This window comes from Lentzea sp. DG1S-22 (genome assembly GCF_036321065.1).
Taxonomy (GTDB): domain Bacteria; phylum Actinomycetota; class Actinomycetes; order Mycobacteriales; family Pseudonocardiaceae; genus Lentzea; species Lentzea jiangxiensis.
Genome location: NZ_CP143276.1, coordinates 7,355,981 through 7,381,162 on the forward strand (window position 1 = coordinate 7,355,981; position 25,182 = coordinate 7,381,162).

Below are 25,182 nucleotides of genomic sequence, written 5' to 3' on the forward strand. Positions count from 1 at the left end.
AGTCGCAGAGACACGGTCAGCGATTAGCGTCCCCACGAGGTTGACCCGGTGCCGTAGAGGGCGCGGCGCCGTTCGGGTCGAAGGCACACACCTCGGTTGGGGCAACGTTGTGAAAAGACGATCGAGTTTGGTGGTGTTCTCTGCCATCACCACGCTGCTGATCGCACCCGCCACGGCACAGGCTCAGGGCGAACCGCTCGCGCAGCCGGTCAAGGGTGCACAGGGGCTGGACGCGAAAGCGTTGCACCTCAAGGTCTCTCCCAGGCTGAACTCGTCCGGCGCGGTGACCGCGTTCGTCGCGCTCGACCGCAAGCCGGCCGTCGACGCGTTCGACGAGAAGAAGAGCCAGGGCAAGGAGGTCGCCAAGCAGGCGGCCAAGCAGGCGAAGAACGACGTGTCCGCCACCGCGGACCAGGTCGTCGGCCAGCTCAGGAGCGCGGACGCCGGGACCAGGGAGCTGTACCGCACCTCCAACGGCGTCCCCGGCGTCGTCGTGAAGGCGGACGCGGCGAAGGTCCGCGAGCTCGCGCAGCGCCCGGACGTCCTCGCGGTCTACCCGGTCGTGCCGAAGAAGCGCCAGAACTCGAACGCCGTCCAGCTCACCAGGACGCTCAACGTCTGGCAGCAGTACGGCAAGCTCGGTGACGACGTCCGGGTCGGCATCATCGACACCGGTGTCGACTACACCCACGCGAACTTCGGCGGCCCCGGCACGGTCGACGCGTTCCGCGCCGTCGACCCGCGCGCGAAGGACCCGAACTTCCCGACCTCCAAGGTCGTCGGCGGCTACGACTTCGTGGGCGAGGAGTACGACGGCGCCAGCGAGGACCCGGCGATCAACACGCCGAAGCCCGACGCCAACCCGATCGACTGCAACGGTCACGGCTCGCACGTCGCGGGCACCGCGGCCGGCTTCGGCGAGAACGCCGACGGCAGCACGTTCAAGGGCGACTACACCAAGCTCGACGCCGAGAAGCTCAACGCGATGAAGATCGGCCCCGGCACCGCGCCGAAGGCCCTGATCTACGCGCTCAAGGTCTTCGGCTGCGACGGCTCGACCAACGTCACCTCGCAGGCGCTGGACTGGTCGCTCGACCCCGACGGCGACGGCGACTTCTCCGACCACCTCGACGTGGTCAACCTGTCGCTCGGCTCCGACTACGGCGCCCCGGACGACCCCGACAGCCTCTTCGTGAAGAAGCTGTACAAGGTCGGCGTCATGCCGGTCTTCTCCGCGGGCAACGGCGGCGACCTCTACGACATCGGCGGCTCGCCGGGCAACACGCCCGAGGCGCTGACGGTGGCGTCCGTGCGCGACTCGTACGTGCTGCGCGACGGCGCCGAGGTGCAAGGCCAGGGCCTCAAGCCCGGTCAGTACAGCCAGAACTTCACCGGCTACCTCGGCTACGACAAGACCCTGCCGGTCGTGAAGCTGACGCAGGCGGGCAACCTCGACGGCTGCCAGCCGATCACCGACGCCGTCTCCGGCAGGTTCGTCTGGCTGGAGTGGGACGACAACGACGCCACGCGCCGCTGCGGTTCCGGCGCCCGTGCCAACAACGTGCAGGCCGCCGGTGGCCAGGGCGTGCTGCTGTCCTCCACCCTGGAGAACTTCGCCGCGGGCATCGCGGGCAACGCGGCCATCCCGATGTTCCAGTTCACCGGTTCGGCCACCGCGGCGGTCCGCCCGGCGCTGGACGCGGGCACGCTGACCGTCCGCCTCGCGGGCGAGCTGCGCACGTCGACCCCGACGTACGACCAGTCCATTTCGGACACTCCCAGCGCGTTCACCAGCCGCGGCACCCGCAGCGGTTCGATCAAGCCGGACGTCGCGGCGCCCGGTGACACGATCTCGTCGGCCGCCGTCGGTTCCGGTGACGACCGCTCGGTGATCTCCGGTACGTCGATGGCGTCCCCGCACGTCGCCGGCATCGCCGCCCTGGTCCGCCAGGCGCACCCGGACTGGACGCTCGAGGAGGTCAAGGCCTCGATCATGAACACCGCCGGTGCGGACGTGAAGGAGGACGGCAAGACCTTCGCGCCCAACCGGGTCGGCACGGGCCGCGTGGACGGCAAGTCCGCGATCGACAACCAGGTCCTCGCGTACGTGGAGGAGGACAACGGCTACGTCAGCGCGAACTTCGGCGTCGTCGAGGTCGCCAAGCCGGTGCGGAAGACCAAGACCATCAAGATCGTCAACAAGTCCACGAGGTCCGTGGAGTACGAGGTCGGCTACACCGCGGCCACGACGATCCCCGGCGTGAGCTACGTGCTCTCGCAGGACAGGGTGAAGCTGAGCCCGCGCGGCGTCGCCCGCGTCAAGGTGACGCTGAAGATCGACGACCCGAAGGCGCTGCGCAAGACCGTCGACCCGACGGTCGCCCCGACGCAGCTCGACGTGCCGCGCCAGTTCCTCGCGGACGCCTCCGGTCGCGTGACCCTCACGCCGACCGCCGGTGCCGCGGTGCCGCTGCGCCTTTCCGTCTACTCGGCGCCCAAGCCCGTCGCGGACATCTCCACGGCCGACAGCCTCCGCTTCCGGGGCAAGGACGGGCAGGCGGTGCTCAACCTGACCGGCCGCGGCGTCGACCAGGGCACGGGCTCGCAGGCGTACCGCTCGCTCGTCAGCGTTCTCGAGCTGCAGGCCCAGTCGCCGAAGCTGCGCGACTGCCGCCGCAACGTCACCGAGAACTGCGCGCTCAACGAGACCGCCAAGGGCGGCGACCTCCGCTACGTCGGCGCGGCCTCCACGGCCCCGCTCGCCAAGGCGCAGGGCAAGCCCGAGGAGTCGCTGCTCGCGTTCGGTGTCGCGACGTGGGGCAACTGGTACAACCTCGGCATCAACACGGTCCCGTTCGTCGACATCGACACCAACGGTGACGGCACGGCGGACTTCGAGGTCTACGCGAGCCGCCTGACCGACACCGACCTCCTGGTCGCGACCACCGTCGACCTCGGGACGGGCGAGACGGTCGACATCCAGGGCGTCAACGGCCTGTTCGGCGACGTGGACGCGAACGTGTCCGACACCAACGTCGTGGTCCTGCCGGTGCTGCTGTCGGCACTGGGCATCGACGCGACGAAGGACACCTCGCGCCTCACGTACACCGTCGGCACCGCGGGCTACTACCCGGCGCCTGGCAACGCGAACAAGCTGATCGACGTCATCGACCGCCCGCTGTCCTTCGACCCGCTCAAGCCGGGTCTGTGGGCTCAGGGCGGTGGCGACGCGGCGCTGGCGCACCTCGCGAAGCCGGGCACCGCTCTCGTGGTCAACAAGGACGACGCGGCGCTGAAGGCCGACAGGTCCGAGGGCCTGCTGGTCCTGCACCACCACAACGCCAACGGTGACCGCGCGTCGGTCGTCACGGTGAGGTCGAGCGGCCGGGGCGGCGCCTACTAGGCACCGCGGGCCACGGCCAGATCGGATGTTTCACGAGAGGCCCGGTTCTCCTCGGAGAGCCGGGCCTCTCGTTCTGTCACAGGGTGGAACTGCCGGTCGTCACCCCTTGACGCGACCCCCTTCCTACGGTCGAGTGACACTCGAAAGCGGGGAATGGGCCGTGTGGGTGTCCCGCAGTACGGGAGATAACACCCCGAAGGGGTGTCCGGCATGCGGCGAGCGGCCGCGGTGGCGGTAGCCTTTCGCAGAGGAAAGTAGTCCCACCAATTGGGGACTGACACCTGGGAGGTGTGTGGATGCGGCTCGCAGTGATCCCAGGAGACGGGATCGGGCCCGAGGTCATCGCTGAGGCCCTGAAGGTCCTCAACGAGGTCGTTCCGGCGGCCGAGATCACTCGCTACGACCTCGGCGCGGCGCGCTGGCACGCCACGGGAGAGTTGTTGCCCGAGTCGGTGCTGGGAGAGCTTCGCCAGCACGACGCGATCCTGCTCGGCGCGGTGGGCGACCCGTCGGTGCCGAGCGGAATCCTGGAGCGCGGACTGCTGCTGCGGTTGCGCTTCGAACTCGACCACCACGTGAACCTCCGCCCGGCTCGTCTCTACCCCGGTGTCCGCAGCCCGCTCGCGGACCCGCCGGAGATCGACATGGTGGTGGTGCGCGAGGGCACCGAGGGCCCGTACGCGGGCAACGGCGGCCTGCTCCGCAAGGACACGCCGCACGAGATCGCCACCGAGGTCTCGCTGAACACCTCGTTCGGCGTCGAGCGCGTGGTCAGGGACGCCTTCGCGCGTGCCTCGAACCGCCAGCGCCGGCACCTGACGCTGGTGCACAAGACGAACGTCCTCACGCACGCCGGCTCGCTGTGGTCGCGCGTCGTCGAGGAGGTCTCGCTGCAGCACCCGGACGTCACCGTGGCCTACCAGCACGTGGACGCGGCGACCATCCACATGGTCACCGACCCGGGCCGCTACGACGTGATCGTGACGGACAACCTGTTCGGCGACATCCTGACCGACCTCGCCGCCGCCGTCACGGGCGGAATCGGCCTGGCCGCGTCGGGCAACATGGACGTGACCCGTCGCAACCCCTCGATGTTCGAGCCGGTGCACGGTTCCGCGCCGGACATCGCGGGCCAGGGCATCGCCGACCCGACCGCCGCCGTGCTGTCGGTCGCGCTGCTGCTCGACCACCTCGGCGAGCACGAGTCGGCGCGCCGGATCGAGGCCTCCGTGGCGTTCGACCTGGCGACCCGCGACCACCAGTCGCCGGGCGCGACCTACGCGATCGGTGACAGGCTCGCGGCTCTCGTGTCGTCGAACGTGCGCACGGGCTGAGTTCCACCGCCAGACGTCGCGAAGCCCCGGCCGGGATCTCCCGGCCGGGGCTTCGGCGTTTCTCCGCACCCGTCAGAGCCGGCCGTTGGCCTCCCGCCACGCGCGCTCCTTCCGGATCCACTCGTTGTCCTGGGGGAACTCGTCGATCGTCGGCACCCTGCGGATCTCGGTCTTGAACCCGGGCCCGGTCATCGGGGCGCGCTTGGCCCACTCGACCGCCTCCTGCTGTGACGAGACGTTGAGGAGGTAGAAGCCGTTGAACAGCTCCTTGGTCTCGCCGTACGGCCCGTCGGTGACGATCGGGGGCTCGGAGGAGAAGTCGACGACGACGCCCTCGGACGCGTCGGCGAGCCCTTCGGCGGCGATCAGGACACCGGCGCGGATCAGCTCCTCGTTGTACTCGCCGACCTCCCGCAGCACCTCGTCGAAGTCGAGCTCGCCCAGGTTCGCGTAGCCCTCGTCGGTGGCCCGCATGATCAGCATGTACTTCACGGTGGATCTCCCCGCTCGTGTCCCTGTTCGCCTGCACCCGGAGGTCGAACGGGACCCCCGCCGGATCGACATCACACCGCGAGATTTTCGCGGTTCCTGTTTGCGCAGGTAGGGTCACCGGAGTCGTGCGTGGGGGAAGACCGGTCGAAGTCCGGCGCTGACCCGCAACGGTAGGTCCCCGGATGGCCGGGGACGAGCCCGAACACCCGTGCACGGTCGACCGGGAACCAACTCCTGCCGTGGACTGCGGGAAGGGCATCAGTGATCTCCAAGATCAGCGCGCTCGTCGGCGTGCTCGTCGTCAGCGTCGTCGCGGGCGTGGCGCTCGGACCCGTGTCCGTGCCGTTCGGCGTGACGCTCGACCTGCTGCGGGCGGCGCTGACCGGCGGCACGGTCCCCGCGGACCTCGCCGGGCAGTACCACATCGTCTGGGACATCAGGCTGCCGCGCGTCCTGCTCGCCGCCGTCGTCGGGGCGGGGCTCAGCGCGGTCGGTGTCGCGATCCAGGCGATGGTCCGCAACGCCCTGGCCGACCCGTACGTCCTCGGCATCTCCTCGGGCGCCAGCGTGGGCGCGACGGCTGTGGCGACGCTCGGCGTGCTGTCCGGTCTCGGCATCTACGCGCTGTCGGTCGGGGCGTTCCTGACCGGGCTCGGCGCCACCGCCCTCGTCTACATCACCGCGCGCACCAGCCGGGGGCTCACCCCGCTGCGGCTCGTGCTGACCGGGACCGCGCTCGCGTACGGCTTCTCCGCCGTGGCGATGCTGCTGGTGTTCCAGGCGCCGCACGGCGAGGCGGCGCGCGCGGCCATGTTCTGGTTGCTCGGCAGCCTCGGCGGCGCCAACTGGCAGTCGCTGCCGGTCGCCACGGCCGTGACGCTGGCCGGCATCGTCTACCTGGCGGCGAAGGCGCGTCCGCTCAACGCGATGGCGATGGGCGACGAGACCGCGACCACGCTCGGGTTGCGGGTGACGCGGTTCCGCACGCACCTGTTCGTCGTCACCGCGGCGATGACGGGGGTGCTGGTGGCGGTCAGCGGCGCCGTCGGGTTCGTCGGCCTGATGCTGCCGCACCTCACGCGCATGGTCGTCGGCGCGGACCACCGCAAGGTGCTGGCGCTGGCACCGCTCGCCGGGGCCTCGTTCCTCGTGTGGGTCGACGTGGCCGCGCGCATGCTCGCGGCGCCGGAAGAACTGCCCCTCGGCGTCATCACGGCCGCGCTCGGCGTGCCGTGCTTCATCTTCCTGATGCGGCGCCGGTCCTACGTCTTCGGAGGCCGCTGATGCGCGTCGAGCTGCGCGACGTCACCGTCCGGAACATCATCTCCGGCATCACCCTGGACGCCCGCGACGAGGTCGTCGGCATCGTCGGCCCGAACGGCAGCGGCAAGTCGACGACGTTGCGCTGCGTCTACCGCGCCCTGGAACCGGACGCCGGCGTGGTGCTGCTCGACGGCGCGGACGTCCACAAGCGACACGACGTGGCCCGCTCGTTGTCCGCCCTGACGCAGGAGTCGCAGGTCGAGTTCGACTTCACGGTCGCCGAGGTCGTGGAGATGGGCAGGCTGCCGCACGACCGCGACCCCGCCCGGGACGCGCGCGTGGTGGCGCGGGCACTGGACGCGGCGGACGTCGCGCACCTGGCGGCGCGCAGCTTCCTCAGCCTGTCCGGCGGCGAACGCCAGCGCGTGCTCATCGCCCGCGCCATCGCCCAGGAACCGCGCGTGCTCGTGCTGGACGAGCCGACCAACCACCTCGACATCCGGCACCAGCTCGACGTGCTGGCGCTGACCCGCGGCCTGGGCGTGACGGTGCTGACCGTGCTGCACGACCTGAACCTCGCCGCGTCCTACTGCGACCGCCTGTACGTCCTCGACGAGGGCCGCGTCGTCGCCTCCGGCACACCCCGCGAGGTGCTGGTGCCCGAACTCGTCGCCAAGGTCTTCCACGTCATCGCACACGTGGTCACCCATCCCACAACGGGAGTTCCACAGCTCCTGTTCGACCAGGAGGTCACCCCATGAGGACCGTTCTCTGCGCCGCCTTGCTCCTGCTCTCCGGCTGCGGCGCCACGGTGGCCCAGGAGCCCTCGGACTCCGCGCCGGTGACCGTCACGAACTGCGGTCAGCAGGTCACCTTCGACCGCGTTCCGTCCAAAGTGGTCACGAACGACACCGGCATCACCGAGATGATGTTCGCGCTGGGCCTCGGGGACCGCATGGCGGGCTACGTCGTCAACGGCATCGACACCGTCGACATCCGCACCTCGCCCTGGAAGGCGGACTTCGAGAGCGGGAAGCACCTGTCCGACAAGATCTCCAAGGAGGTCGTCCAGGGCGCGAACGCCGACTTCGTCTTCGCCGGCTGGAACTACGGCTTCAGCGAGAGCACCGGCTTCACCCCGGACTCGTTGAAGGAGCTGGGCATCGCGACCTACCAGCTCACCGAGGCGTGCCGCAACGGCGTGGGCAAGCAGCGCGGCATCATGCCCGCCCTCGACGCGCTGTACACGGACCTGCGCAACCTCGGGAAGATCTTCCGCGTCGAGGCCGAGGCCGAGGAGCTGGTCAAGGGCTACCAGGAGCAGATCGCCCGCGCCGGTCGGCTGATGGAGGGCAAGCCCCGGCCGAAGGTGTTCCTGTACGACAGCGGGCAGGACCAGCCGTTCACGTCCGGGAGGAACGCGGCGCCGCAGGACGTGATCTCGAAGGCCGGCGGGGAGAACGTCTTCGGCGATCTCAACGACAGCTGGACCACCGTGAACTGGGAGGCCGTGGTGCAGCGCAACCCCGACGTGGTGCTGATCGTGGACTACGCCGACGGGGAGGCCAACACGCCCGAGCAGAAGCAGGCGTTCCTGGAGGGGTTCGCCCCGCTGGCCAACTCGCCCGCGGTGAAGGGGAAGCGGTTCTTCTCGCTGCCTTACGCGGCGTTGGTGGAGTCGCCGCGGAACCCGGCCTCTGTCGAGGCGTTCGCGGAGTTCCTCGCCGGGGTCTGATCCCGCCCCGCTCCGGTTGTCCAGCACGCCGCGCGATCCATCCGTCCCCGGCGCACCCGGGCTGCTGTCACACGCGTGAACCCGTGACCAGATAGTGGGAGATTTCCTCCCGTCGCTTGGTACCCCGTGCCGGGCTGTGGCAGCATCCCGGACATGGCTCAGCACCTCGCCATCATTATCGACGAGCGCGTCGGGTAGTGCCGCCCCTGGCACCCGACGCGCAGACCTCTCGCATCCCGCGGGGGGTCTTTTTGTTTGCCCGGATGAGGAGATGACCCCCGATGGCCGGCCCGAACGACGACTTCCACGTCTACGACACGACGTTGCGCGATGGCGCACAACGTGAGGGCATCTCGTACTCCGTCACGGACAAGCTCGCTGTGGCGAGGTTGCTGGACGGGCTCGGCGTCGGGTTCATCGAGGGCGGCTGGCCCGGCGCGCTGCCGAAGGACACGGAGTTCTTCGCTCGCGCGGCGAGTGGGGACCTGGAGCTCAAGCACGCCAAGCTGGTGGCGTTCGGGGCCACGCGCAAGGCCGGGCTCAAGGTCGAGGAAGACCCGCAGGTGAAGGCCCTCCTCGACTCCCGGGCGCCGGTGGTCACGCTGGTGGCCAAGTCGGACCTGCGGCACATCGAGCGGGCGCTGCGGACGGACACCGGTGAGAACCTGAAGATGGTGCGCGACACCGTCCGGTTCCTGAAGGACCACGGCAGGCGCGTCTTCCTCGACGCCGAGCACTTCTTCGACGGGTACGCGTTCTCGCCGGACACCAGCCTGCGCGTGCTGGAGTCCGCTGTGGAGGGTGGCGCGGACGTCGTCGTGCTGTGCGACACGAACGGCGGGCAGCTGCCGCTCGGGCTCGCCGAGACCGTCGCGGAGGTCGTCGCGAAGACCGGCTTCCGCGTCGGCATCCACTGCCAGGACGACACGTCCTGCGCCGTGGCGAACACCATCGCGGCCGTTCAGGCGGGCGCGACGCACGTGCAGTGCACTGCCAACGGCTACGGCGAGCGAGCGGGCAACGCGGACCTGTTCGCCGTCGTGGGAAACCTCGTGACCAAGCTCGGCCTGGAGGTGCTCCCGACCGGGGCGCTGGCCGAGCTCACCCGTGTCTCCCATGCGTTGGCCGAGATCGCGAACATCGCACCCGACACCCACCAGGCCTATGTCGGGTCGTCAGCATTCGCCCACAAGGCGGGTCTGCACGCGAGCGCGATCAAGGTGGATCCGGAGCTGTACAACCACATCGATCCGGACACCGTCGGCAACGACATGCGGGTGCTGGTCACCGAGATGGCCGGCCGGGCGAGCATCGAGCTCAAGGGACGTGAGTTCGGGCTCGACCTGGCCGGCCGGTCAGCCGAGGTCGGCAGCGCGCTCAAGCGCGTGAAGGAGCTGGAGGCGAAGGGCTGGTCGTTCGAGGCCGCCGACGCCTCCATGGAGCTGCTGCTGCGGTCCGAGCTGTCCCAGCTGGACACTCCGCCGTTCGCGCTCGAGTCGTACCGGGTGGTGCTCGACCACCGCTCCGACGGGGAGATCGTGTCCGAGGCCACGGTCAAGGTGCACGTGGCGGGGGAGCGCGTCATCGCCACCGCCGAGGGCATCGGCCCCGTGCACGCGCTGGACGCGGCGCTGCGCAAGGCGTTGCTGCCGCACCTGTCCTGGTTGGACGCCGTGGAACTGGCCGACTACAAGGTGCGCATCCTCACCGAGCACCCCGGCACCGACGCCGTGACGCGGGTCCTGGTGGAGTCCACCGACGGCGAGCGCGAGTGGACGACGGTCGGCGTGCACGGCAACATCGTCGAGGCGAGCTGGCTCGCCCTGTGCGACGCCCTCGTCCACAAGGCGATGCGGTCCGGCTGACCTCGTAAACTGGCGCCGTGCGTATCGCCAGGATTGCCCATCCGCAAGGCGTGGCCTTCGTCGAGGTTCAAGGCGACGAGGCCGCGGAAATCGCCGAACACCCCTTCGGCACACCCACGTTCACCGGCCGCAAGTGGCCGTTGGCGGACGTGCGGCTGCTCGCCCCCATCCTGCCGACGAAGATCATCGGCGTGGGCCGGAACTACGCGGACCACGCCAAGGAGCTCGGCAACGAGGTCCCCGAGGAGCCGCTGCTGTTCTTCAAGCCCAACACGTCGGTCATCGGCCCGAACGTCGAGATCAAGCTCCCGGCGGCGTCCGAGCGCGTCGACTTCGAGGGCGAGGTCGCGGTCATCATCGGCCAGCCGTGCCGGGACGTGCCGCGGTCCAAGGCGGCGGGTGTGGTCATGGGCTACACGATCGCCAACGACGTCACCGCGCGCGACCTGCAGAAGAAGGACGTGCAGTTCACGCGTGCCAAGGGGTTCGACACGTTCTGCCCGCTGGGGCCCTTCATCGAGACCGAGTTCGACCCGTCGGACGTCCGCCTCGTCACCGAGCTCGACGGCGAAGTCAAACAAGACGGACGTACTTCCTCGATGGTGCACGACATCCCGTCGCTCGTGGAGTACGTGTCGGGCATCATGACGTTGCTGCCGGGCGACCTGATCCTGACCGGTACGCCGGCCGGTGTCGGCCCGATGACCGCCGGACAGACGGTCTCGGTGACGGTGGACGGCCTCGGCACGCTCACCAATCCGGTCGCAAATAGGTAGCCGTACGGAGCAATCCGGCGCCCGGCGGCTTACGCACCCGGGTACCCGCGAGTAACTTCCCGGTGTCATGACGGACCCGGCGTCCACCCGTGTGTTGCTGGTCGACGGTTCGCAGCTCATCACCGAAGGGCTGCGGATCTCGCTGCACCGCACGCACTGCTTCCGCGTTGTGGGAATCGCCCACACCGTGGCCGATGCTGCGCGCAGCCTGCGCGGCACACCGGTGGACCTCGTCGTCACGGACTTCGACGTGCCGGGCGCCGGACCGCTGCGCACCGTGCGGGACACGGCGCAGTACCGGCCGAGCGCCCGCGTCGTCGTCCTGTCCAATGCGGACAGTCCGAGCTGGGCCCGCGCGGCACTCGATGCCGGCGCGGTGGCCTACCTGCTGAAAACCTCGCCCGTGGCCGAGCTGCTGCCGCTGATCGCGGCCGCGGTGCGGGGTGCTCCCGCCACCATCGACGCCAGGGTGGGCTCGCTCGCACGCCTGCCGGCGCGGATGCCCCCGCCCGCGTCGCTCGGCCGCCTGTCCGCGCGCGAGTTCGACGTCCTCGCCGAGATGGCGAAGGGGCTGGACAACGCCCGCATCGCCCAGCGGCTCTTCATCAGCAACGACACCGTGAAGACCCACGTGAAGGCGATCCTGCGCAAGCTGGGCGCCCGCGATCGCGCCCACGCCGTGGCGATGGTGCTCAGCGAGTCCTCGGACGCGTTCGTCACGACCTGATCGTCACGACCTGGTGATGACCTGCGGAGCACGGCGCGCGAACTCCGGCGCGTGCTCCGGGCGCGGGCCGATCGCGATCACGTAGGCGGGCACGGCTTGCAGGAACGGCAGCTTCTGGGCGATCTTGAGCGGCAGCGGCACGCCGGTGCGCGACACCGTCTCGGTGCTGCCCAGCTTGCGTCCGAGGAACAGCCGGTGGATCACCCGCTGCACGCTCTGGACCACCAGGGTCGGGAACAGCCTGCGCCCGCGCACCTTCGCGAGCGTCGCGCTCGTGACCCGGCCCTCCCGCAACGGCTTCGCGAGCAGGGTGGCCGCCGCCACTGCGTCCTGCACGGCGAGGTTGATGCCCACGCCGCCGACGGGCGACATCGCGTGCGCCGCGTCACCGATGCACAACAGCCCGTCGACGTGCCAGCGCCGCAACCGGTCCAGCTTCACGTCGAGCAGCTTGCAGTCGTCGATGCTGCTGATGTGGTCGACGCGGTCGGCGAGCCACGGGACGAGCGTGACGACGCGTTGCCGGAACTTCTCGACACCTTCGGCGCGCAGCGCCTCGTCGGTGCCCTTGCGGATCAGGAAAGCGCACTGGAAGTAGTCACCACGGGGAATCAGGACCATCGCGCTGCCGGCGCTGAACCGGCCGGCGCCGCCCTTGAGGTCGTCGGTCTCCTTGCGCGGCAGGCGGAACCACCACACGTCCATCGGGGCGCCGAAGCTGTGGACGGGGAGTTCCACGGCGGCGCGCAGGGTCGAGCTCCTGCCGTCCGCCGCGACGACGAGGTCCGCCGCGATCTCACCCTCGTGCCCGTCGACGCGGTCCCGGTACTTCACGCCCGTGACCCTGTTGCCGCTCTTGGTGATCGCGGTGACCTCGGTGTTCATCCGCAGCGAGAATCCCGGTTCGAGCCTGGCGGCGTCCGCGAGCAGGTCCAGGAAGTCCCACTGCGGCACCATCGCGATGCGCTTGTTCGGGCCGGGAAGCCGTGACAGGTCGGCGATCGTGGCCTTGGCGCCGCCGTCGAGCAGCGCCTCGAGCTTGTCGACGTCCTGGTGCGGCACCTGCTCGAACGCCGGACCGAGCCCCAGTTCGTCCATCAGCGTGAGCGTCGACGCGTGCACCGTGTCGCCGCGGAAGTCGCGCAGGAAGTCGCCGTGCTTCTCCAGCACCGTCACCTCGACACCCCCGCGCGCCAGCAGCAGCCCCAGCACCATCCCCGCGGGCCCGCCGCCGACGACGAGACAGGTCGTCCTCTCCATGTCGATCCCCTCTTTTCAACTGGTGTTGAATAAACTCAGCATGCTCCTGATCGCCAGGCGCGTCAAGCGGAGTTCGGAGTGGCGTGGACCTCGTTCGGGACCATCCATTGTGGACGGTCTGGGAAACCAGGCCTCGAAAAGGTTGCGGCTGGTGCGGAACGCCGCCTCGCGGGCTATGGTGTCGCGCCCGCGGAACAGAGGGGTCCGGCGGTGGCGGTTGCGTTGCCGAACAACACTCGACCGGGCGATTGCTTTCAGCGCTCGGAGGAGTCTGACTAGTTCGTTCGGGGCCTCAAGGTCCGCTTGATCGTGCAAGGACCTGGAGGAATCACCTCGTTAGCCGAATCGGACGAGGCCCCCACGCACCTAACCTTCGTGGGTGACAACTGCGTCCCCGACTTTCACGCGTAAGAGAACCGGCGAGATCCGCGCTGTGTGCCTGGACGTCGACGACACACTTGTCGACTACAGCACTTCTTCGCGAGCCGCGTTGGCATCGATGGTCGGTAACGCCGACGCCTGGTCGTTGTGGCAGCGCATCACCGACGACCACGTGTCCCGCCAGCTCTCCGGCGAGCTCCGCTACGAGGAGATGCGCAACATCCGGACGCAGGCCTTCTTCGCCGCGCTCGGCGAGGACCTGCCGCTCGAGGAAGCGACCCGCCGCGAGGTCGGCCGCCAGGAGGTCCTCTCCGCCGGCTGGTGCCTCTTCCCGGACGTGATCCCGATGCTCGACTGGCTGCGCGCCACGGGCCTGCCCATCGCCGCGATCAGCAACGCCTCCGGCCTCCACCAGCGCGTGAAGATCGCCCAGCTGGGCCTCGCCGAGTACTTCGACGCAGTGCTCATCGCGGGTGAGGTCGGCTGCGCGAAGCCGGACCGGGTGATCTTCCACACCGCGTGCCTCGCACTCGGCGTCCCGCCCGGCGACACCGTCCACGTGGGGGACCGCCTGCACGCCGACGCCATCGGCGCCCGCGACGCCGGGATGCACGGCGTCTGGATCAACCGCACGGGTCCGACCGGCGGAACGCTGCCCGCGGGACTGTCGTCGATCACGAGCCTCGCGGAACTCCCCGAGCTCCTCGTGTGCGAACTCTCCGCCGCGACCGCCTGAGTTCACCTCCGAGACCGGCCCCCACCTGCGCGTATGCGGTTAGGAGGGGGCCGATTTCACTTCTGGTGGGGGCGTGGTCTAGTATTTCTCCCGGCAGCAACGAGGGCCTCGGAACTCCCCAGGGACAACGAAGTCGATCGTGAAAGCCAATGGGGTATGGTGTAATTGGCAGCACGACTGATTCTGGTTCAGTTAGTCTAGGTTCGAGTCCTGGTACCCCAGCTGCAACGGAAGAACTGCCCTCGGGTAAGGTTCCGGAGCACAGCAAGAAAACGAACTGAATAGCCGGATTTGGACCGGACAGAGCGATCTGATAAGGTTCACACCGGCAAGAAGTTCTAGGGCCCCGTCGTCTAGCGGCCTAGGACGCCGCCCTCTCAAGGCGGTAGCGAGGGTTCGAATCCCTTCGGGGCTACAGAGGTGGGAGAGGCCCGTCTGCGGAGAACGCAGACGGGCCTCTTTCGCATTTGTCCTCTGGGGGCCGAGCCCCCAGACCCCCAGCCGGCGGGCTGCCGCCCCCGGACCCCCGCCTCGGGGTTGCCCGATTGTTCTGGTTCGGGCTTCGCTTCGCTCGCCACTGGGTGGGGGCTTCGCTTCGCTTGCCGAGTTCGTTTCCTTGGGTCGAATTGGTGTGACTTGTATTGCGTCGCTTTGTGTTGCCGCACACAATTTGGGCGCAGATGTCTCGACTTCCTGATGGCTTGATGCCGGCTGGCTGCCTTTTGTGTCGCACCTCTCTGACTTCGTGTCGCGTTCTCGGCGCCGCGTCAGGCTCGATGTCCCCGGCTGCGTCCTTCGCGGTCTGGCCCGCCTGTGTGCCTCGCCTCAGCCCTGCGCGGTCGCGTCCGTCCCGCTGTGGCGGTCCTCGGGTCGCGTCGCCCTGCTGAGGCCCTTCTGGCGGCGCGTTCTCTGCTCTGGGGCTGTCCCTCGGGCGGTGGCGGGTGGCTGGTCGCCAGTTGAGACGGGTGTCTGCGTGTCGTGTGGAACGGGCGGCGTGTCGGGGCCTCGGAAAGCAGAAGGCCGCCCTTCCCGTGGGAGGGCGGCCTTGGCGGCGTGGTGCTTCAGAGGCGGCTTTGCAGGGCCTCGGCCGCGGCCAGCAGGTCTGCGGCCCAGCGGGCCCCTGGGCGACGGCCCATGCGGTCGATGGGGCCCGAGACCGAGACGGCGGCGACGACGGCTCCCGAGGAGTCGCGCACAGGGGCCGAGACCGAAGCCACGCCCGGTTCTCGTTCCGCCACGCTCTGCGCCCAGCCCCGGCGGCGGACTTCGAGCAGGGTGCGTTCGCCGTAGACGGCGTCGGCCAGGACGGCGCGCTGCGTGCCGGGGTCCGACCACGCGGCCAGGACCTTGGCGCCGGAGCCCGCCGTCATCGGGAGCCTGGCGCCGATCGGGACCGTGTCGCGCAGGCCCGAAGGAGGCTCGGCCGAGGAGACGCAGACCCGCTGCATGCCGTCGCGGCGGTACAGCTGCACGCTTTCGCCTGTGATGTCGCGCAGGCGCGGCAGCACCGAGGAAGCCGCGTCCAGCAACGGGTCCGTCGCACCGCCGGCCAGTTCGGCGAGTGCCGCGCCGGGGCGCCAGCGGCCGTCGGAGCCGCGGCGCAGCAACCTGTGCACCTCGAGGCCCACGGCCAGGCGGTGCGCGGTCGCCCGCGGCAGGCCGGTGCGGTTGCACAACTCGGCCAGGCCACACGGATCTTTTGCTACGGCGTTCAACACGGCCACTGCCTTGTCCAGCACGCCGATCCCGCTATGCTGTCCCACAAGCCGATACTAACTTCCCAGACAGTGAGAAGTCCAGATCTGTCGGCACGTCCATACTGTGGGAGATGTCGCGATGAGCCGCACGCTCGCGGAGAAGGTGTGGGAGGCACACGTTGTGCGCCACGGAAGTGGTGCGGAGCCGGACCTGCTCTACATCGACCTCCACCTGCTCCACGAAGTCACCAGCCCCCAGGCGTTCGACGGGCTGCGCCTTGCCAACCGGAAGCTGCGCAGGCCCGACCTGACGATCGCCACCGAGGACCACAACGTCCCGACCGTCGACATCGACAAGCCGATCGCGGACCTCGTCTCGCGCACGCAGGTGGAGACGCTCCGCCGCAACTGCGCCGAGTTCGGGGTGCGGCTGCACCCCATGGGGGACTTCGAGCAGGGCATCGTCCACGTCGTGGGCCCGCAGCTCGGCCTCACGCAGCCGGGGATGACCGTGGTGTGCGGCGACAGCCACACGAGCACGCACGGTGCGTTCGGCGCGCTGGCGTTCGGCATCGGCACGTCCGAGGTCGAGCACGTGATGGCGACGCAGACGTTGCCGTTGCGCCCGTTCAAGACGATGGCCATCACCGTCGAGGGCGACCTCGGTCCCGGCGTCACGGCGAAGGACATCATCCTCGCGGTCATCGCGAAGATCGGAACCGGTGGCGGACAGGGCTACGTGCTCGAGTACCGCGGCTCGGCCATCGAGAAGCTGTCGATGGAAGCGCGCATGACGGTCTGCAACATGTCGATCGAAGCGGGCGCACGCGCCGGCATGATCGCACCGGACGACACGACTTTCGACTACATCCAGGGCCGCCCGCACGCACCGTCCGGCGCGGACTGGGACAAGGCCGTCGAGTACTGGAAGACGCTGCGCACCGACGACGACGCGACGTTCGACGCCGAGGTGCACATCAACGCCGGCGAGCTCACCCCGTTCGTCACTTGGGGAACCAACCCCGGTCAGGGACTGCCCCTGGGCGCGAGCGTCCCCGACCCCGGGCAGATCGCGGACGAGAACGAGCGCGTGGCCGCCGAGAAGGCGCTGACGTACATGGGGCTCGAGCCCGGCACGCCGCTGCGCGACATCCGCGTGGACACCGTGTTCCTCGGCTCGTGCACGAACGGGCGCATCGAGGACCTGCGCGCCGCCGCGGACGTGCTGAAGGGCAAGCACGTCGCCTCGGGGGTGCGGATGCTCGTCGTCCCCGGGTCGATGCGGGTGCGCAAGCAGGCGGAGGACGAGGGGCTGGACAAGGTCTTCCTCGACGCGGGTGCCGAGTGGCGCCAGGCCGGCTGCTCGATGTGCCTTGGCATGAACCCGGATCAGCTCGCCCCCGGCGAGCGCAGCGCGTCGACCTCCAACCGCAACTTCGAGGGCAGGCAGGGCAAGGGCGGCCGCACGCACCTCGTGTCCCCGCTCGTCGCGGCCGCCACGGCCGTGCGCGGCACCCTGTCGGCCCCCGCAGACCTGGAGAACTGACCATGGAAGCCTTCACCACCCACACGGGCGTCGGTGTGCCGCTGCGCAGGTCCAACGTGGACACCGACCAGATCATCCCGGCCGTCTACCTCAAGCGCGTGACCCGCAGCGGGTTCGAGGACGGGCTCTTCGCCGCCTGGCGCGGCGACGAGCACTTCATCCTCAACCAGGAGCCGTTCAGGGCGGGCAGCGTCCTCGTCGCGGGCCCCGACTTCGGCACCGGGTCCTCTCGGGAACACGCCGTCTGGGCGTTGATGGACTACGGCTTCCGCGTCGTCGTCTCGTCCCGGTTCGCGGACATCTTCCGGGGCAACGCGGGCAAGCAGGGCCTCGTGGCGGCGCAGTGCAGCCAGTCCGATGTCGAGCTGCTGTGGAAGCTGCTGGAGTCCGAGCCCGGCACGCCGGTCACCGTCGACCTCACCGACAAGACCGTTCGCGCCAAGGACTTGGTCGCCCCCTTCGAGATCGACGACTACACCCGCTGGCGCCTTCTGGAAGGCCTCGACGACATCGCTTTGACGCTGCGCCACGAGCCCGAGATCAGCGCATTTGAAGGCAATCGCCAGACTTGGTTGCCCACAACGGATCCGCTTCCGGCGGTCTGAGAGAGGGCCGGATTCTCCTCTTGAGAGGGGCGAATCCGGCCCCCTGAGTCCCTCGAAGGGGCGCAATTAGCCACGCCACAACGAAAATTTTGGCGTGGCGATTGGTATTTCTCGCGATTTGGGCCTACCGTTGCGTTCTAGTCGGCCCGACGCTAGGGGCCGTGAGCGTCCTGGGAGGGACTGAAGGTGAACAAGGCCCAGCTCATCGAGGCGCTCGCCGAGCGCCTGGGAGACAAGAAGACCGCGGGTGCTGCTGTTGACGGCATCGTCGATGTGATCGTGCGCAGCGTCAACAAGGGCGAGAAGGTCAACATCACGGGCTTCGGCGTCTTCGAGAAGCGTGCCCGTGCGGCTCGCACCGCGCGCAACCCGCGCACGGGCGAGACCGTGAAGGTCAAGAAGACCAACGTGCCCGCGTTCCGCCCCGGCTCGACGTTCAAGGACGTCATCAGCGGTGCGAAGAAGCTGCCGAAGGCCGTTGCCGCCAAGGCCGCCGCCAAGCCCGCCGCCGCTGCCGCCGCGAAGCCCGCGGCCACCAAGGCTCCGGCGACGAAGGCCGCGACGACCCGCGCGACGACCACCACCACGCGCACCCGCACGGCCGCGGCCGCCACCAAGGCGCCCGCGACCCGTCGCACCAGCACGGCCGCCGCGACGAAGACCGCTGCTGCCGCCAAGGCGCCCGCGAAGGCGACCGCCACCAAGGCCGCCACCACGAAGACGGCGGCTGCCAAGGCTCCGGCGAAGCGCACCACGGCTGCTGCGAAGCCGGCTGCCAAGACGACGGCCGCCGCCGCCAAGACGACGACCGCCGCTGCCAAGCCCGCCGCGAAGACGGCGGCTGCGAAGCCGGCTGCTCGCAAGACGGCTGCCAAGAAGAAGTGAGACGGGCCTCCACGAGGAGGCTGCGTCACTTCAGCAACAACGCGGAAGGCCCCGGTGTGCGCACACCGGGGCCTTCCGCGTGCCTGGGGCAGGACGTCACCGGGCCGGGGAGGTCGTTGGGGCACAGGAGTCCCCGGAGAAGCCCTTGCCGTGCCTGGGAAGCCGTCCCGCGAGGCCTCTGACCTGCGGCGGAGCTGCACGGTGTGGTTCAGGGAACGGGGTCGGTCGATCGAAATCCCGTGTGCCGCAGCGGGACCGCGGCGCCCGTGGAGAACGGTTCCGCTCCGATTCCGCTGTCCCCCGGGCGGACTCGTCCACTCCCGCCGGAAGGCCGAATTCACCGCCGGCTCCGAACGCTCGGCGGCCTCAATGCGCACACTCCGCGGAGGCGGAAGAATCGCTCTGCGCACCAATAGAAATAACGCCATCACGCCGGTGAACACCCGAGGCGCAAGCGAAACCGCCGCCTTCCCACCCGACTTGGTTGCCAGAGGCGAACTTTCGTCGGAACGGGAAGACGGCGGCAGTGGAACGCCCGCGCGGGCTCGTCAGGGACGGGGCAGCGCGGAGGGCAGGTAGTGCGCCGACACCAGCGTTGGCCAGCGCGAAGGCGAGTCCGAAGTGGACCAGGCGCCGAACGGCCTGGTGAAGGCCAGCACCCACGTGCTGCCCTTCTTGCAGGGGATCTTGTCGAGCCGGAGCCCGCCCATCTCGGCCAGCGACTGCACGACGGCCGGGATCACACCGCCCTGCGAGGACACCACGGCGCGGCCTTCGAGGGCCGCCACCTCCAGCAGGCGCACGAGGCCCGCGTCGGGGTCGGGCCAGTAGCCCTCCTCGGACAGCCGGGCCTCCTCGACCACCTCGACGGACAGATCGGCCGCCACGCCCCGCACGGTGTCGATGCAGCGCACCCTGGGGGCCGTGTGGACGCGCACCGGTGCCCACAGCGGCAACAGCGTGCGCAGGGCCGCCGCCTGGCGCCAGCCGGCGTCCGAGAGGGGACGCAGGTCGTCGTCGCCGTCCCACTCGGACCGCTTCCCGGCCTTGGCGTGCCGCACCAGCAGCACCAGCAGCAGGTCCGCGGGCAGGCGGGCGAACTCCTCCAGCACCTCGCGGTCGGGCTCGTAGGTCAGCAGGGAGGACGCGTCGGCGACCGGCAGCCACTTCAGCGAGTCGACCTCGTCGTTCTCCTCGAACGAACCGGAAACCGCCTCGGCCGCGTAGTAGTCGACGGTCTTCGGCACCCCTCGGACCTGGTAGGCGACCTGCCGCAGGTGCCGGCCGAGGACGCAGGAATAGCCGGTCTCCTCGCGGATCTCGCGCACCGCGCAGGCGGGAATGGTCTCCCCGTCGTCGAGCTTTCCCTTCGGCAACGACCAGTCGTCATAACGCTGGCGGTGCACGACCGCGACTTCGACGTCACCGCCGGCATCGCGCCAGAGCACCGCCCCAGCAGCTTTGATCACCCCAGAGCTCCGTGCTTGTGCAGCAGTTCCATTTGGTGGTCGCGCACCGACGAACCGTCGGACGGTGACGCTTCCCATTCTCCGTCCGCGCGCAGCACCCAGCAGCGCGTGTGCGGGTCGAGCGCGGATTCGAACATGTCGCCGAGCTGCTTGGTGAGCCGCGGGTCGGCCACGCGCACGGCCACCTCGACCCGGCGGTCGAGGTTGCGGTGCATCATGTCCGCGCTGCCGATCCAGTACTCGTCGCAGGCGACGAAGTGGAAGACGCGCGAGTGCTCGAGGAACCGGCCGAGGATCGAGCGCACCCGGATGTTCTCCGACAGCCCCTTGATGCCCGGCTTCAGGCCGCAGATGCCGCGCACGACCACGTCCACGGGCACGCCCGCCTGCGACGCCCGGTACAGCGCGTCGATGACCTGCTCGTCCACGAGCGAGTTCACCTTGATGCGCACGCCCGACGGCTCACCGGCCTGCGCGCGCTCGATCTCGGAGTTGATCCGCTCCACGATGCCCTTGCGCACGCCGTAGGGCGCGACGAGCAGCGAGCGGTACTCGTCCTGGCGCGCGTAGCCGGTCAGCACGTTGAACAGGTCCGTGAGGTCCGCGCCGATCGTCGGCTCGGCGGTCAGGATGCCGACGTCCTCGTAGAGCCGCGCGGTCTTCGGGTTGTAGTTGCCGGTGCCGATGTGGCAGTAGCGCCGGATCGTCGACCCCTCCTGGCGCACCACGAGCGAGGTCTTGCAGTGCGTCTTCAGGCCCACCAGGCCGTAGACGACGTGCACGCCCGCCTTCTCCAGCGTGCGCGCCCACTTGATGTTCGCCTGCTCGTCGAAGCGCGCCTTGATCTCCACCAGAGCCACGACCTGCTTGCCCGCCTCGGCGGCGTCGATCAGCGCGTCGACGATCGGCGAGTCACCGGAGGTGCGGTACAGCGTCTGCTTGATGGCGAGCACGTGCGGGTCGGCCGCCGCCTGCTCGATGAAGCGCTGCACCGACGTGGAGAACGAGTCGTACGGGTGGTGCACGAGCACGTCGCCCTCGCGCAGGGTCGCGAACACGCTCTTCGGCGTCTCGCGCTCACCGAACGCCGGGTGCGTCGCCGGCACGAACGCCGGGTCCTTCAACGTCTTGCGGTCGATGCCGTAGAGCTGCCACAGGCACGACAGGTCGAGCAGGCCGGGCACCGTCACGACGTCGTGCGGGTCGACGTCCATCTCCCGCAGCAGCAGTTCGAGCATGTGCTCGGTCATGTCGTCGGCCACTTCCAGGCGCACCGGCGGACCGAAGCGGCGCCGCGCGAGCTCGCGTTCGAGCGCCTGCAGCAGGTCCTCGTCGCGGTCTTCCTCGACCTCGAGGTCCGCGTTGCGCGTCACGCGGAACGCGTGGCACTCGATGACCTCCATGCCCGCGAACAGCTCGCCGAGGTGCGCGGCGATGAGCTCCTCCAGCGGCAGGAAGGTCGCCGACGAGGACGACCGGTCCGCCTCGACCCGCACGAGGCGCGGCACGTTGTCCGGCACCTTCACGCGGGCGAACCGCTCGCCGCCGCCCTCGGGGTCGCGCACGGTCACCGCGAGGTTCAGCGACAGCCCCGAGATGTACGGGAACGGGTGCGCCGGGTCGACCGCGAGCGGCGTCAGGACCGGGAACACCTGCTCGCTGAAGTAGTGGGAGAGCCTCAGCCGGTCGTAGTCCGTGAGGTCGCCCCACGTCACGATGCTGATCTGGTGCTGTTCCAGGCCGGGCCGGATGTGGTCGAGGAACGTGCGGGCGTGCTGCTCCACCAGTTCCTGCGAGCGCTTGAAGATCCCCACGAGCTGCTCGAGCGGCGTGAGCCCGTCCGCGCTGCGCACCGTGAGGCCGGTCTCCGCGCGCCGCTTCAGGCCCGCGACCCGGACCATGTAGAACTCGTCCAGGTTCGAGGCGAAGATCGCGAGGAACTTGGCGCGCTCCAGCAGGGGCTGCGAGGAGTCCTCCGCGAGCGCGAGCACGCGGGCGTTGAAGTCCAACCAGGACAGTTCGCGGTTGAAGTACCGGTCGTCCGGGAGGTCGCCCGGCAGGGCGCTCGACGTCACCGCGGGCGGTGCCGAGGGCACGCCGCGCAACGGAGCGGCGGCCGCGGGGCCTCGCTCGACCTTCGCCCGCGTGGTCGAAACCCGCCGGGTAGCCGCACGAGGCTGCTTGCGCGGGGTCGCCGCTTCGCCCTTCGCGCGCGGCGTGCGGCGTCGGGGTGGGGTCGCCTTGCCGTCAGAGTTCTCCGTGCTCACGTCACGCATTGTCGCGCACTATCGCCGTTGGCGCCCTCAACCAGGACGACCGTCTGGTGAACTCCTCGTCACAGAACAGGCAGGCGCAGAGCTGTAACGACTCCGTCGGGGCTACGTTCGAGGGTCACCCGCTGGCCGGGACGCAGCATCCGCCAGCCACCCGCGGTGACTGCTTCGGCACTGACGTCGACGAGAACGCCGTCATCTCGCAGGACGACGGCAGAGCCGTCACTGTTGAACGTGGACACGGTCGCCTGCACGGAGCAGAACCCTAGACGTTCGGGCGGTCCTGGCTGCCTCCGCCACGGCAGGACTCGCTTCGGCAGAGGCCGCCGAACCCGCGACCGCGGCGTTCGTGAGCGCGGAGACCGGCCGGGGAGAGCGACCGGGAACCCGTGCCGCTCGCCCCGAACCCGTTCTACGGCTGGGCCCGCCCGGTGGTCGCCAACCGCGACGGGTCGGCGGACCGCGGCGCACCCTGCCGGGCCACGCCGCCGGTGACGGCGGCCTTCGCGCGCCGGCGGGTGATCACGCGCCGGCCGAGGTCGATCATCGGGATCTCCACGGTCGCGTAGAGGACGCTCGCCAGCGCCAGACCCAGCGCGGTGACGACGACGGCCTGCCCGAGGCCGGACAGGTCGGGCCAGACGAGCGCGAGGACCGTCGCGGCGATCGTCTGCACGAGGTAGAGCGAGTAGGAACGCTCGCCGACGAACTGCATCGGCTTCGTGGACAGCACCGCCGTGACCGGACCCGGTGTGACCACCGAGGTGAGCAGCACGGCTGTCGCGAGCGCGTACACCGGGACGACCAGCACGTGGCCGGGGATGCCACCCGTGCCGTCGAGGAAGCCCGCCATCGGCTTCACGCCCACGTGGACCATCACGAAGCCGAGGGAGACGAAGACCTGCGCGACCGGGTTCGCGAGCGGGCGCAGCAGGGCGAAGCCGCGCGGGCTGTGCAGCGCGGTCGCGAGCAGCACGCCGGTCAGGATCGAGAAGTAGTGCAGCGGCCAGCCGGGGTTGCTGTGCGACACGGTGAAGTTCACGGCCACGAGGGCGAGCAGCATGCCGAGCGCGGCGGCACCGGCGCGGCGCCTGAGCACGACGGTGCCCAGCGCGATCGCCACCAGCGGCCAGACGAGGTAGAACTTCTGCTCGATGCCCAGCGACCAGGACTGCCCGTACGGGCTGGGGTCGGCGAACTCGTTGGTGAAGGTGAAGAAGTACTGCAGCGCCGGGCCGGTCCCGTTGCTGACGAACGTGCCCATGACGAGCGAACCGGCGATTGTGGCGAAGAGGACCACGAAGTACACGGGCAGGATCCGGAACGCCCGCCGCAGGTAGAACTCCTCGAGCGAGATCCGCCCGGTCCTGCGCTCCTCGCGGAGCATCAGCGTGGTGATGAGAAATCCGCTGAGGACGAAGAACATCTGGACCCCGGCCCAGCCCTGGAGCCAGTCGGGACCGCCGTAGTGGAAGAAGACGACCAGGACCGCCGCGATGGCGCGAAGGCCGTCGAGAGCGGGAAAGCGGCGCAACGCCAGGTAGTCGGCGTGCGTCAACGACTTCATGCAGGTACACCTCTGAGCAATGCGTCGGGGGAACGGCGTGGGGGGTTGCGCCGTCTGCATCGGGGGATACGGATGTAAAGGTGCCGGGGTTCCCCACCGAGTTGCTCAAACCAACATTTTCGTGTCGTTCGTCACGGAATCAACGTGGCGCGAAAGGGGAAAGCGCAGGGCGGCCGCCCGTCAGCAGGCTTTCAGCGGTGACAGCTCCGAAAGCGGTGCCGCCGACGCGACGCGCCACCCCTGCCGCGTCAACGCTCCGCCGTGGACCTCGAGCCAGTACGCGCCCTCGGTCGTGTGCACGGTCGCCCCGCTGCGGATGTCCGTCACGTACGAGGACTCCGACTGCCACGACACGAAGTCGCCGCTGACGCGGGGGAACACGATGCCCTCCGTCCTCGGCACCGGCCTGATCGCGGCCAGCTCGCGCGGTTCGGCCCAGCCGTCGCGCCAGCCGCGCAGCTCGTCGTCCTGCGCCCACACCACCGTGCGCCCGTCCGAAGCCACGCTGTCCGAGGGCCTCGCGTTCTCCAGCTGGACCGGCAGCGCCCCCTCCGACCGGAACTTCCCGTCCTGCAGCCAGATGACCGCGTCGCCCAGGAACACCGGCCTGCCGCCCCGGCCGACGACCCTGTCCTTCTTCCTCGCCAGGTCGTAGACGTGCACGCCCGCCTGGTCCGCCCAGGCGGCCTTGCCGTTGTGCAGCACCGCGCCGCTGGCGCCGATCGGCACCGGCGCGCCGTCGTTGCGCGAGTCCCACGCGTAGGTCGTGGTGGTGGCGTCGCCGGGGCTCGGGGAGGTCGAGAACGTGACCCAGCGGCCGTCGAACTCGACGCCGAACAGCTGACCGTCGTTCTGGACGGCCATCACCTGCTGGCGCTTGCCGTGGTCGTGCAGCACCAGTTCGGTGGTCCTGTTGCGCGTGGTCTTCACCAGCGTCGTGCCGGCGTCGGCGTCCGCACCGACGACGGTGACCTTCTCGTGCGAACCGACCTCCGTCGTGTTGCGGGACAGCCGGTCCTTCCAGTCCTGGGGCAGGTCCACCCGGCACGTGCCGAGCTTGCTCTCCGCCGTGTAGTCGGAGGGACGGTCGATCGGAAAGGCGGCTACACAGCCCGCGATGGCCGTGACTGCCGCCAGCGCGGTCAGCGCTCGCATCGGTCTCCCAAGT

At 69.6% G+C, this 25,182-nt stretch carries 20 protein-coding genes and 2 tRNA genes; 14 read left to right on the forward strand and 8 right to left on the reverse strand.

Going from position 1 to position 25,182, the window contains the following annotated elements; all coding sequences use genetic code 11:
• The first annotated feature begins 127 nt into the window (after positions 1–127).
• Both V1227_RS34925 and V1227_RS34930 read left to right on the forward strand, forming a co-directional pair.
• Positions 128–3,403: a S8 family peptidase gene (locus tag V1227_RS34925; protein WP_442916401.1), complete on the forward strand. Its 3,276-nt coding sequence runs from the start codon at positions 128–130 to the stop codon at positions 3,401–3,403.
• A gap of 296 nt (positions 3,404–3,699) precedes the next feature.
• The gene (locus V1227_RS34930) at positions 3,700–4,737 is read left to right on the forward strand and encodes a 3-isopropylmalate dehydrogenase (RefSeq protein ID WP_329789466.1); all 1,038 of its coding nucleotides are present in this window, start codon (positions 3,700–3,702) and stop codon (positions 4,735–4,737) included.
• A 72-nt stretch (positions 4,738–4,809) separates the two neighbouring features.
• On the opposite strand, the gene V1227_RS34935 is transcribed toward V1227_RS34930, so the two are convergent.
• A complete protein-coding gene (locus V1227_RS34935) occupies positions 4,810–5,229 on the reverse strand; it encodes a YciI family protein (protein WP_329789467.1) in 420 nt (139 codons plus the stop codon).
• 261 nt (positions 5,230–5,490) lie between these two features.
• On the opposite strand from V1227_RS34935, the gene V1227_RS34940 reads away from it, so the two are divergent.
• From V1227_RS34940 to V1227_RS34965, 6 genes are all read left to right on the forward strand, one after another.
• Complete coding sequence (locus V1227_RS34940; RefSeq protein ID WP_236225128.1) at positions 5,491–6,513, forward strand: FecCD family ABC transporter permease; 1,023 nt, start codon at positions 5,491–5,493, stop codon at positions 6,511–6,513.
• On the forward strand, positions 6,513–7,253 hold the full coding sequence (locus tag V1227_RS34945; protein WP_329789468.1) for an ABC transporter ATP-binding protein: 741 nt from the start codon (positions 6,513–6,515) through the stop codon (positions 7,251–7,253). The genes V1227_RS34940 and V1227_RS34945 overlap by 1 nt, the downstream gene beginning before the upstream one ends.
• Positions 7,250–8,227: an ABC transporter substrate-binding protein gene (locus V1227_RS34950; RefSeq protein WP_329789469.1), complete on the forward strand. Its 978-nt coding sequence runs from the start codon at positions 7,250–7,252 to the stop codon at positions 8,225–8,227. The genes V1227_RS34945 and V1227_RS34950 overlap by 4 nt, the downstream gene beginning before the upstream one ends.
• Before the next feature lie 281 nt (positions 8,228–8,508).
• Positions 8,509–10,092 (forward strand): citramalate synthase, encoded by a 1,584-nt coding sequence (cimA, locus tag V1227_RS34955; RefSeq protein WP_329789470.1) that lies wholly within the window; start codon positions 8,509–8,511, stop codon positions 10,090–10,092.
• 17 nt (positions 10,093–10,109) lie between these two features.
• Positions 10,110–10,868 carry a fumarylacetoacetate hydrolase family protein gene (locus V1227_RS34960; RefSeq protein WP_236225132.1) on the forward strand — a complete coding sequence of 253 codons (759 nt, stop codon included), beginning with the start codon at positions 10,110–10,112 and terminating at the stop codon, positions 10,866–10,868.
• Positions 10,869–10,935: 67 nt separating this feature from the next.
• Complete coding sequence (locus V1227_RS34965; protein ID WP_329789471.1) at positions 10,936–11,595, forward strand: response regulator transcription factor; 660 nt, start codon at positions 10,936–10,938, stop codon at positions 11,593–11,595.
• Between the two features lie 3 nt (positions 11,596–11,598).
• Here V1227_RS34965 and V1227_RS34970 read toward each other — a convergent pair whose 3' ends face one another.
• Positions 11,599–12,855, reverse strand: a complete 1,257-nt coding sequence (locus V1227_RS34970; RefSeq protein ID WP_329789472.1) for an FAD-dependent oxidoreductase — start codon at positions 12,853–12,855, stop codon at positions 11,599–11,601.
• Positions 12,856–13,288: 433 nt separating this feature from the next.
• Between V1227_RS34970 and V1227_RS34975 the strand changes: the two genes are divergently transcribed.
• The 3 genes from V1227_RS34975 to V1227_RS34985 all read left to right on the forward strand — a co-directional run bounded on the left by V1227_RS34975 (position 13,289) and on the right by V1227_RS34985 (position 14,387).
• Complete coding sequence (locus V1227_RS34975; RefSeq protein WP_236225300.1) at positions 13,289–13,972, forward strand: HAD family hydrolase; 684 nt, start codon at positions 13,289–13,291, stop codon at positions 13,970–13,972.
• Between the two features lie 150 nt (positions 13,973–14,122).
• A tRNA-Gln gene (locus V1227_RS34980) sits at positions 14,123–14,194 on the forward strand.
• A gap of 120 nt (positions 14,195–14,314) precedes the next feature.
• Positions 14,315–14,387 (forward strand) — tRNA-Glu (locus V1227_RS34985).
• A 646-nt stretch (positions 14,388–15,033) separates the two neighbouring features.
• Here the strand turns inward: V1227_RS34985 and V1227_RS34990 are convergent.
• Positions 15,034–15,735, reverse strand: coding sequence for an IclR family transcriptional regulator (locus V1227_RS34990; protein WP_053736944.1), 702 nt, complete (start codon positions 15,733–15,735; stop codon positions 15,034–15,036).
• Between the two features lie 73 nt (positions 15,736–15,808).
• On the opposite strand from V1227_RS34990, the gene leuC reads away from it, so the two are divergent.
• The 3 genes from leuC to V1227_RS35005 all read left to right on the forward strand — a co-directional run bounded on the left by leuC (position 15,809) and on the right by V1227_RS35005 (position 18,705).
• Positions 15,809–17,215: a 3-isopropylmalate dehydratase large subunit gene (gene leuC, locus V1227_RS34995; protein WP_329789473.1), complete on the forward strand. Its 1,407-nt coding sequence runs from the start codon at positions 15,809–15,811 to the stop codon at positions 17,213–17,215.
• A 2-nt stretch (positions 17,216–17,217) separates the two neighbouring features.
• Positions 17,218–17,820 carry a 3-isopropylmalate dehydratase small subunit gene (leuD, locus tag V1227_RS35000; protein WP_329789474.1) on the forward strand — a complete coding sequence of 201 codons (603 nt, stop codon included), beginning with the start codon at positions 17,218–17,220 and terminating at the stop codon, positions 17,818–17,820.
• Positions 17,821–18,006: 186 nt separating this feature from the next.
• Positions 18,007–18,705, forward strand: a complete 699-nt coding sequence (locus V1227_RS35005; protein ID WP_329789475.1) for an HU family DNA-binding protein — start codon at positions 18,007–18,009, stop codon at positions 18,703–18,705.
• A gap of 548 nt (positions 18,706–19,253) precedes the next feature.
• Here V1227_RS35005 and V1227_RS35010 read toward each other — a convergent pair.
• The 5 genes from V1227_RS35010 to V1227_RS35030 form a co-directional block, all read right to left on the reverse strand.
• Positions 19,254–20,171 (reverse strand): NUDIX hydrolase, encoded by a 918-nt coding sequence (locus tag V1227_RS35010; protein WP_329794183.1) that lies wholly within the window; start codon positions 20,169–20,171, stop codon positions 19,254–19,256.
• Positions 20,171–22,450, reverse strand: a complete 2,280-nt coding sequence (locus V1227_RS35015; RefSeq protein ID WP_329789476.1) for an RNA degradosome polyphosphate kinase — start codon at positions 22,448–22,450, stop codon at positions 20,171–20,173. The genes V1227_RS35010 and V1227_RS35015 overlap by 1 nt, the downstream gene beginning before the upstream one ends.
• Before the next feature lie 59 nt (positions 22,451–22,509).
• Positions 22,510–22,701, reverse strand: coding sequence for a cold-shock protein (locus V1227_RS35020; protein ID WP_090095394.1), 192 nt, complete (start codon positions 22,699–22,701; stop codon positions 22,510–22,512).
• Between the two features lie 158 nt (positions 22,702–22,859).
• Positions 22,860–24,014: an acyltransferase family protein gene (locus V1227_RS35025; RefSeq protein WP_329789477.1), complete on the reverse strand. Its 1,155-nt coding sequence runs from the start codon at positions 24,012–24,014 to the stop codon at positions 22,860–22,862.
• 180 nt (positions 24,015–24,194) lie between these two features.
• Positions 24,195–25,169, reverse strand: coding sequence for a hypothetical protein (locus V1227_RS35030; protein ID WP_329789478.1), 975 nt, complete (start codon positions 25,167–25,169; stop codon positions 24,195–24,197).
• Positions 25,170–25,182: the final 13 nt, after the last annotated feature.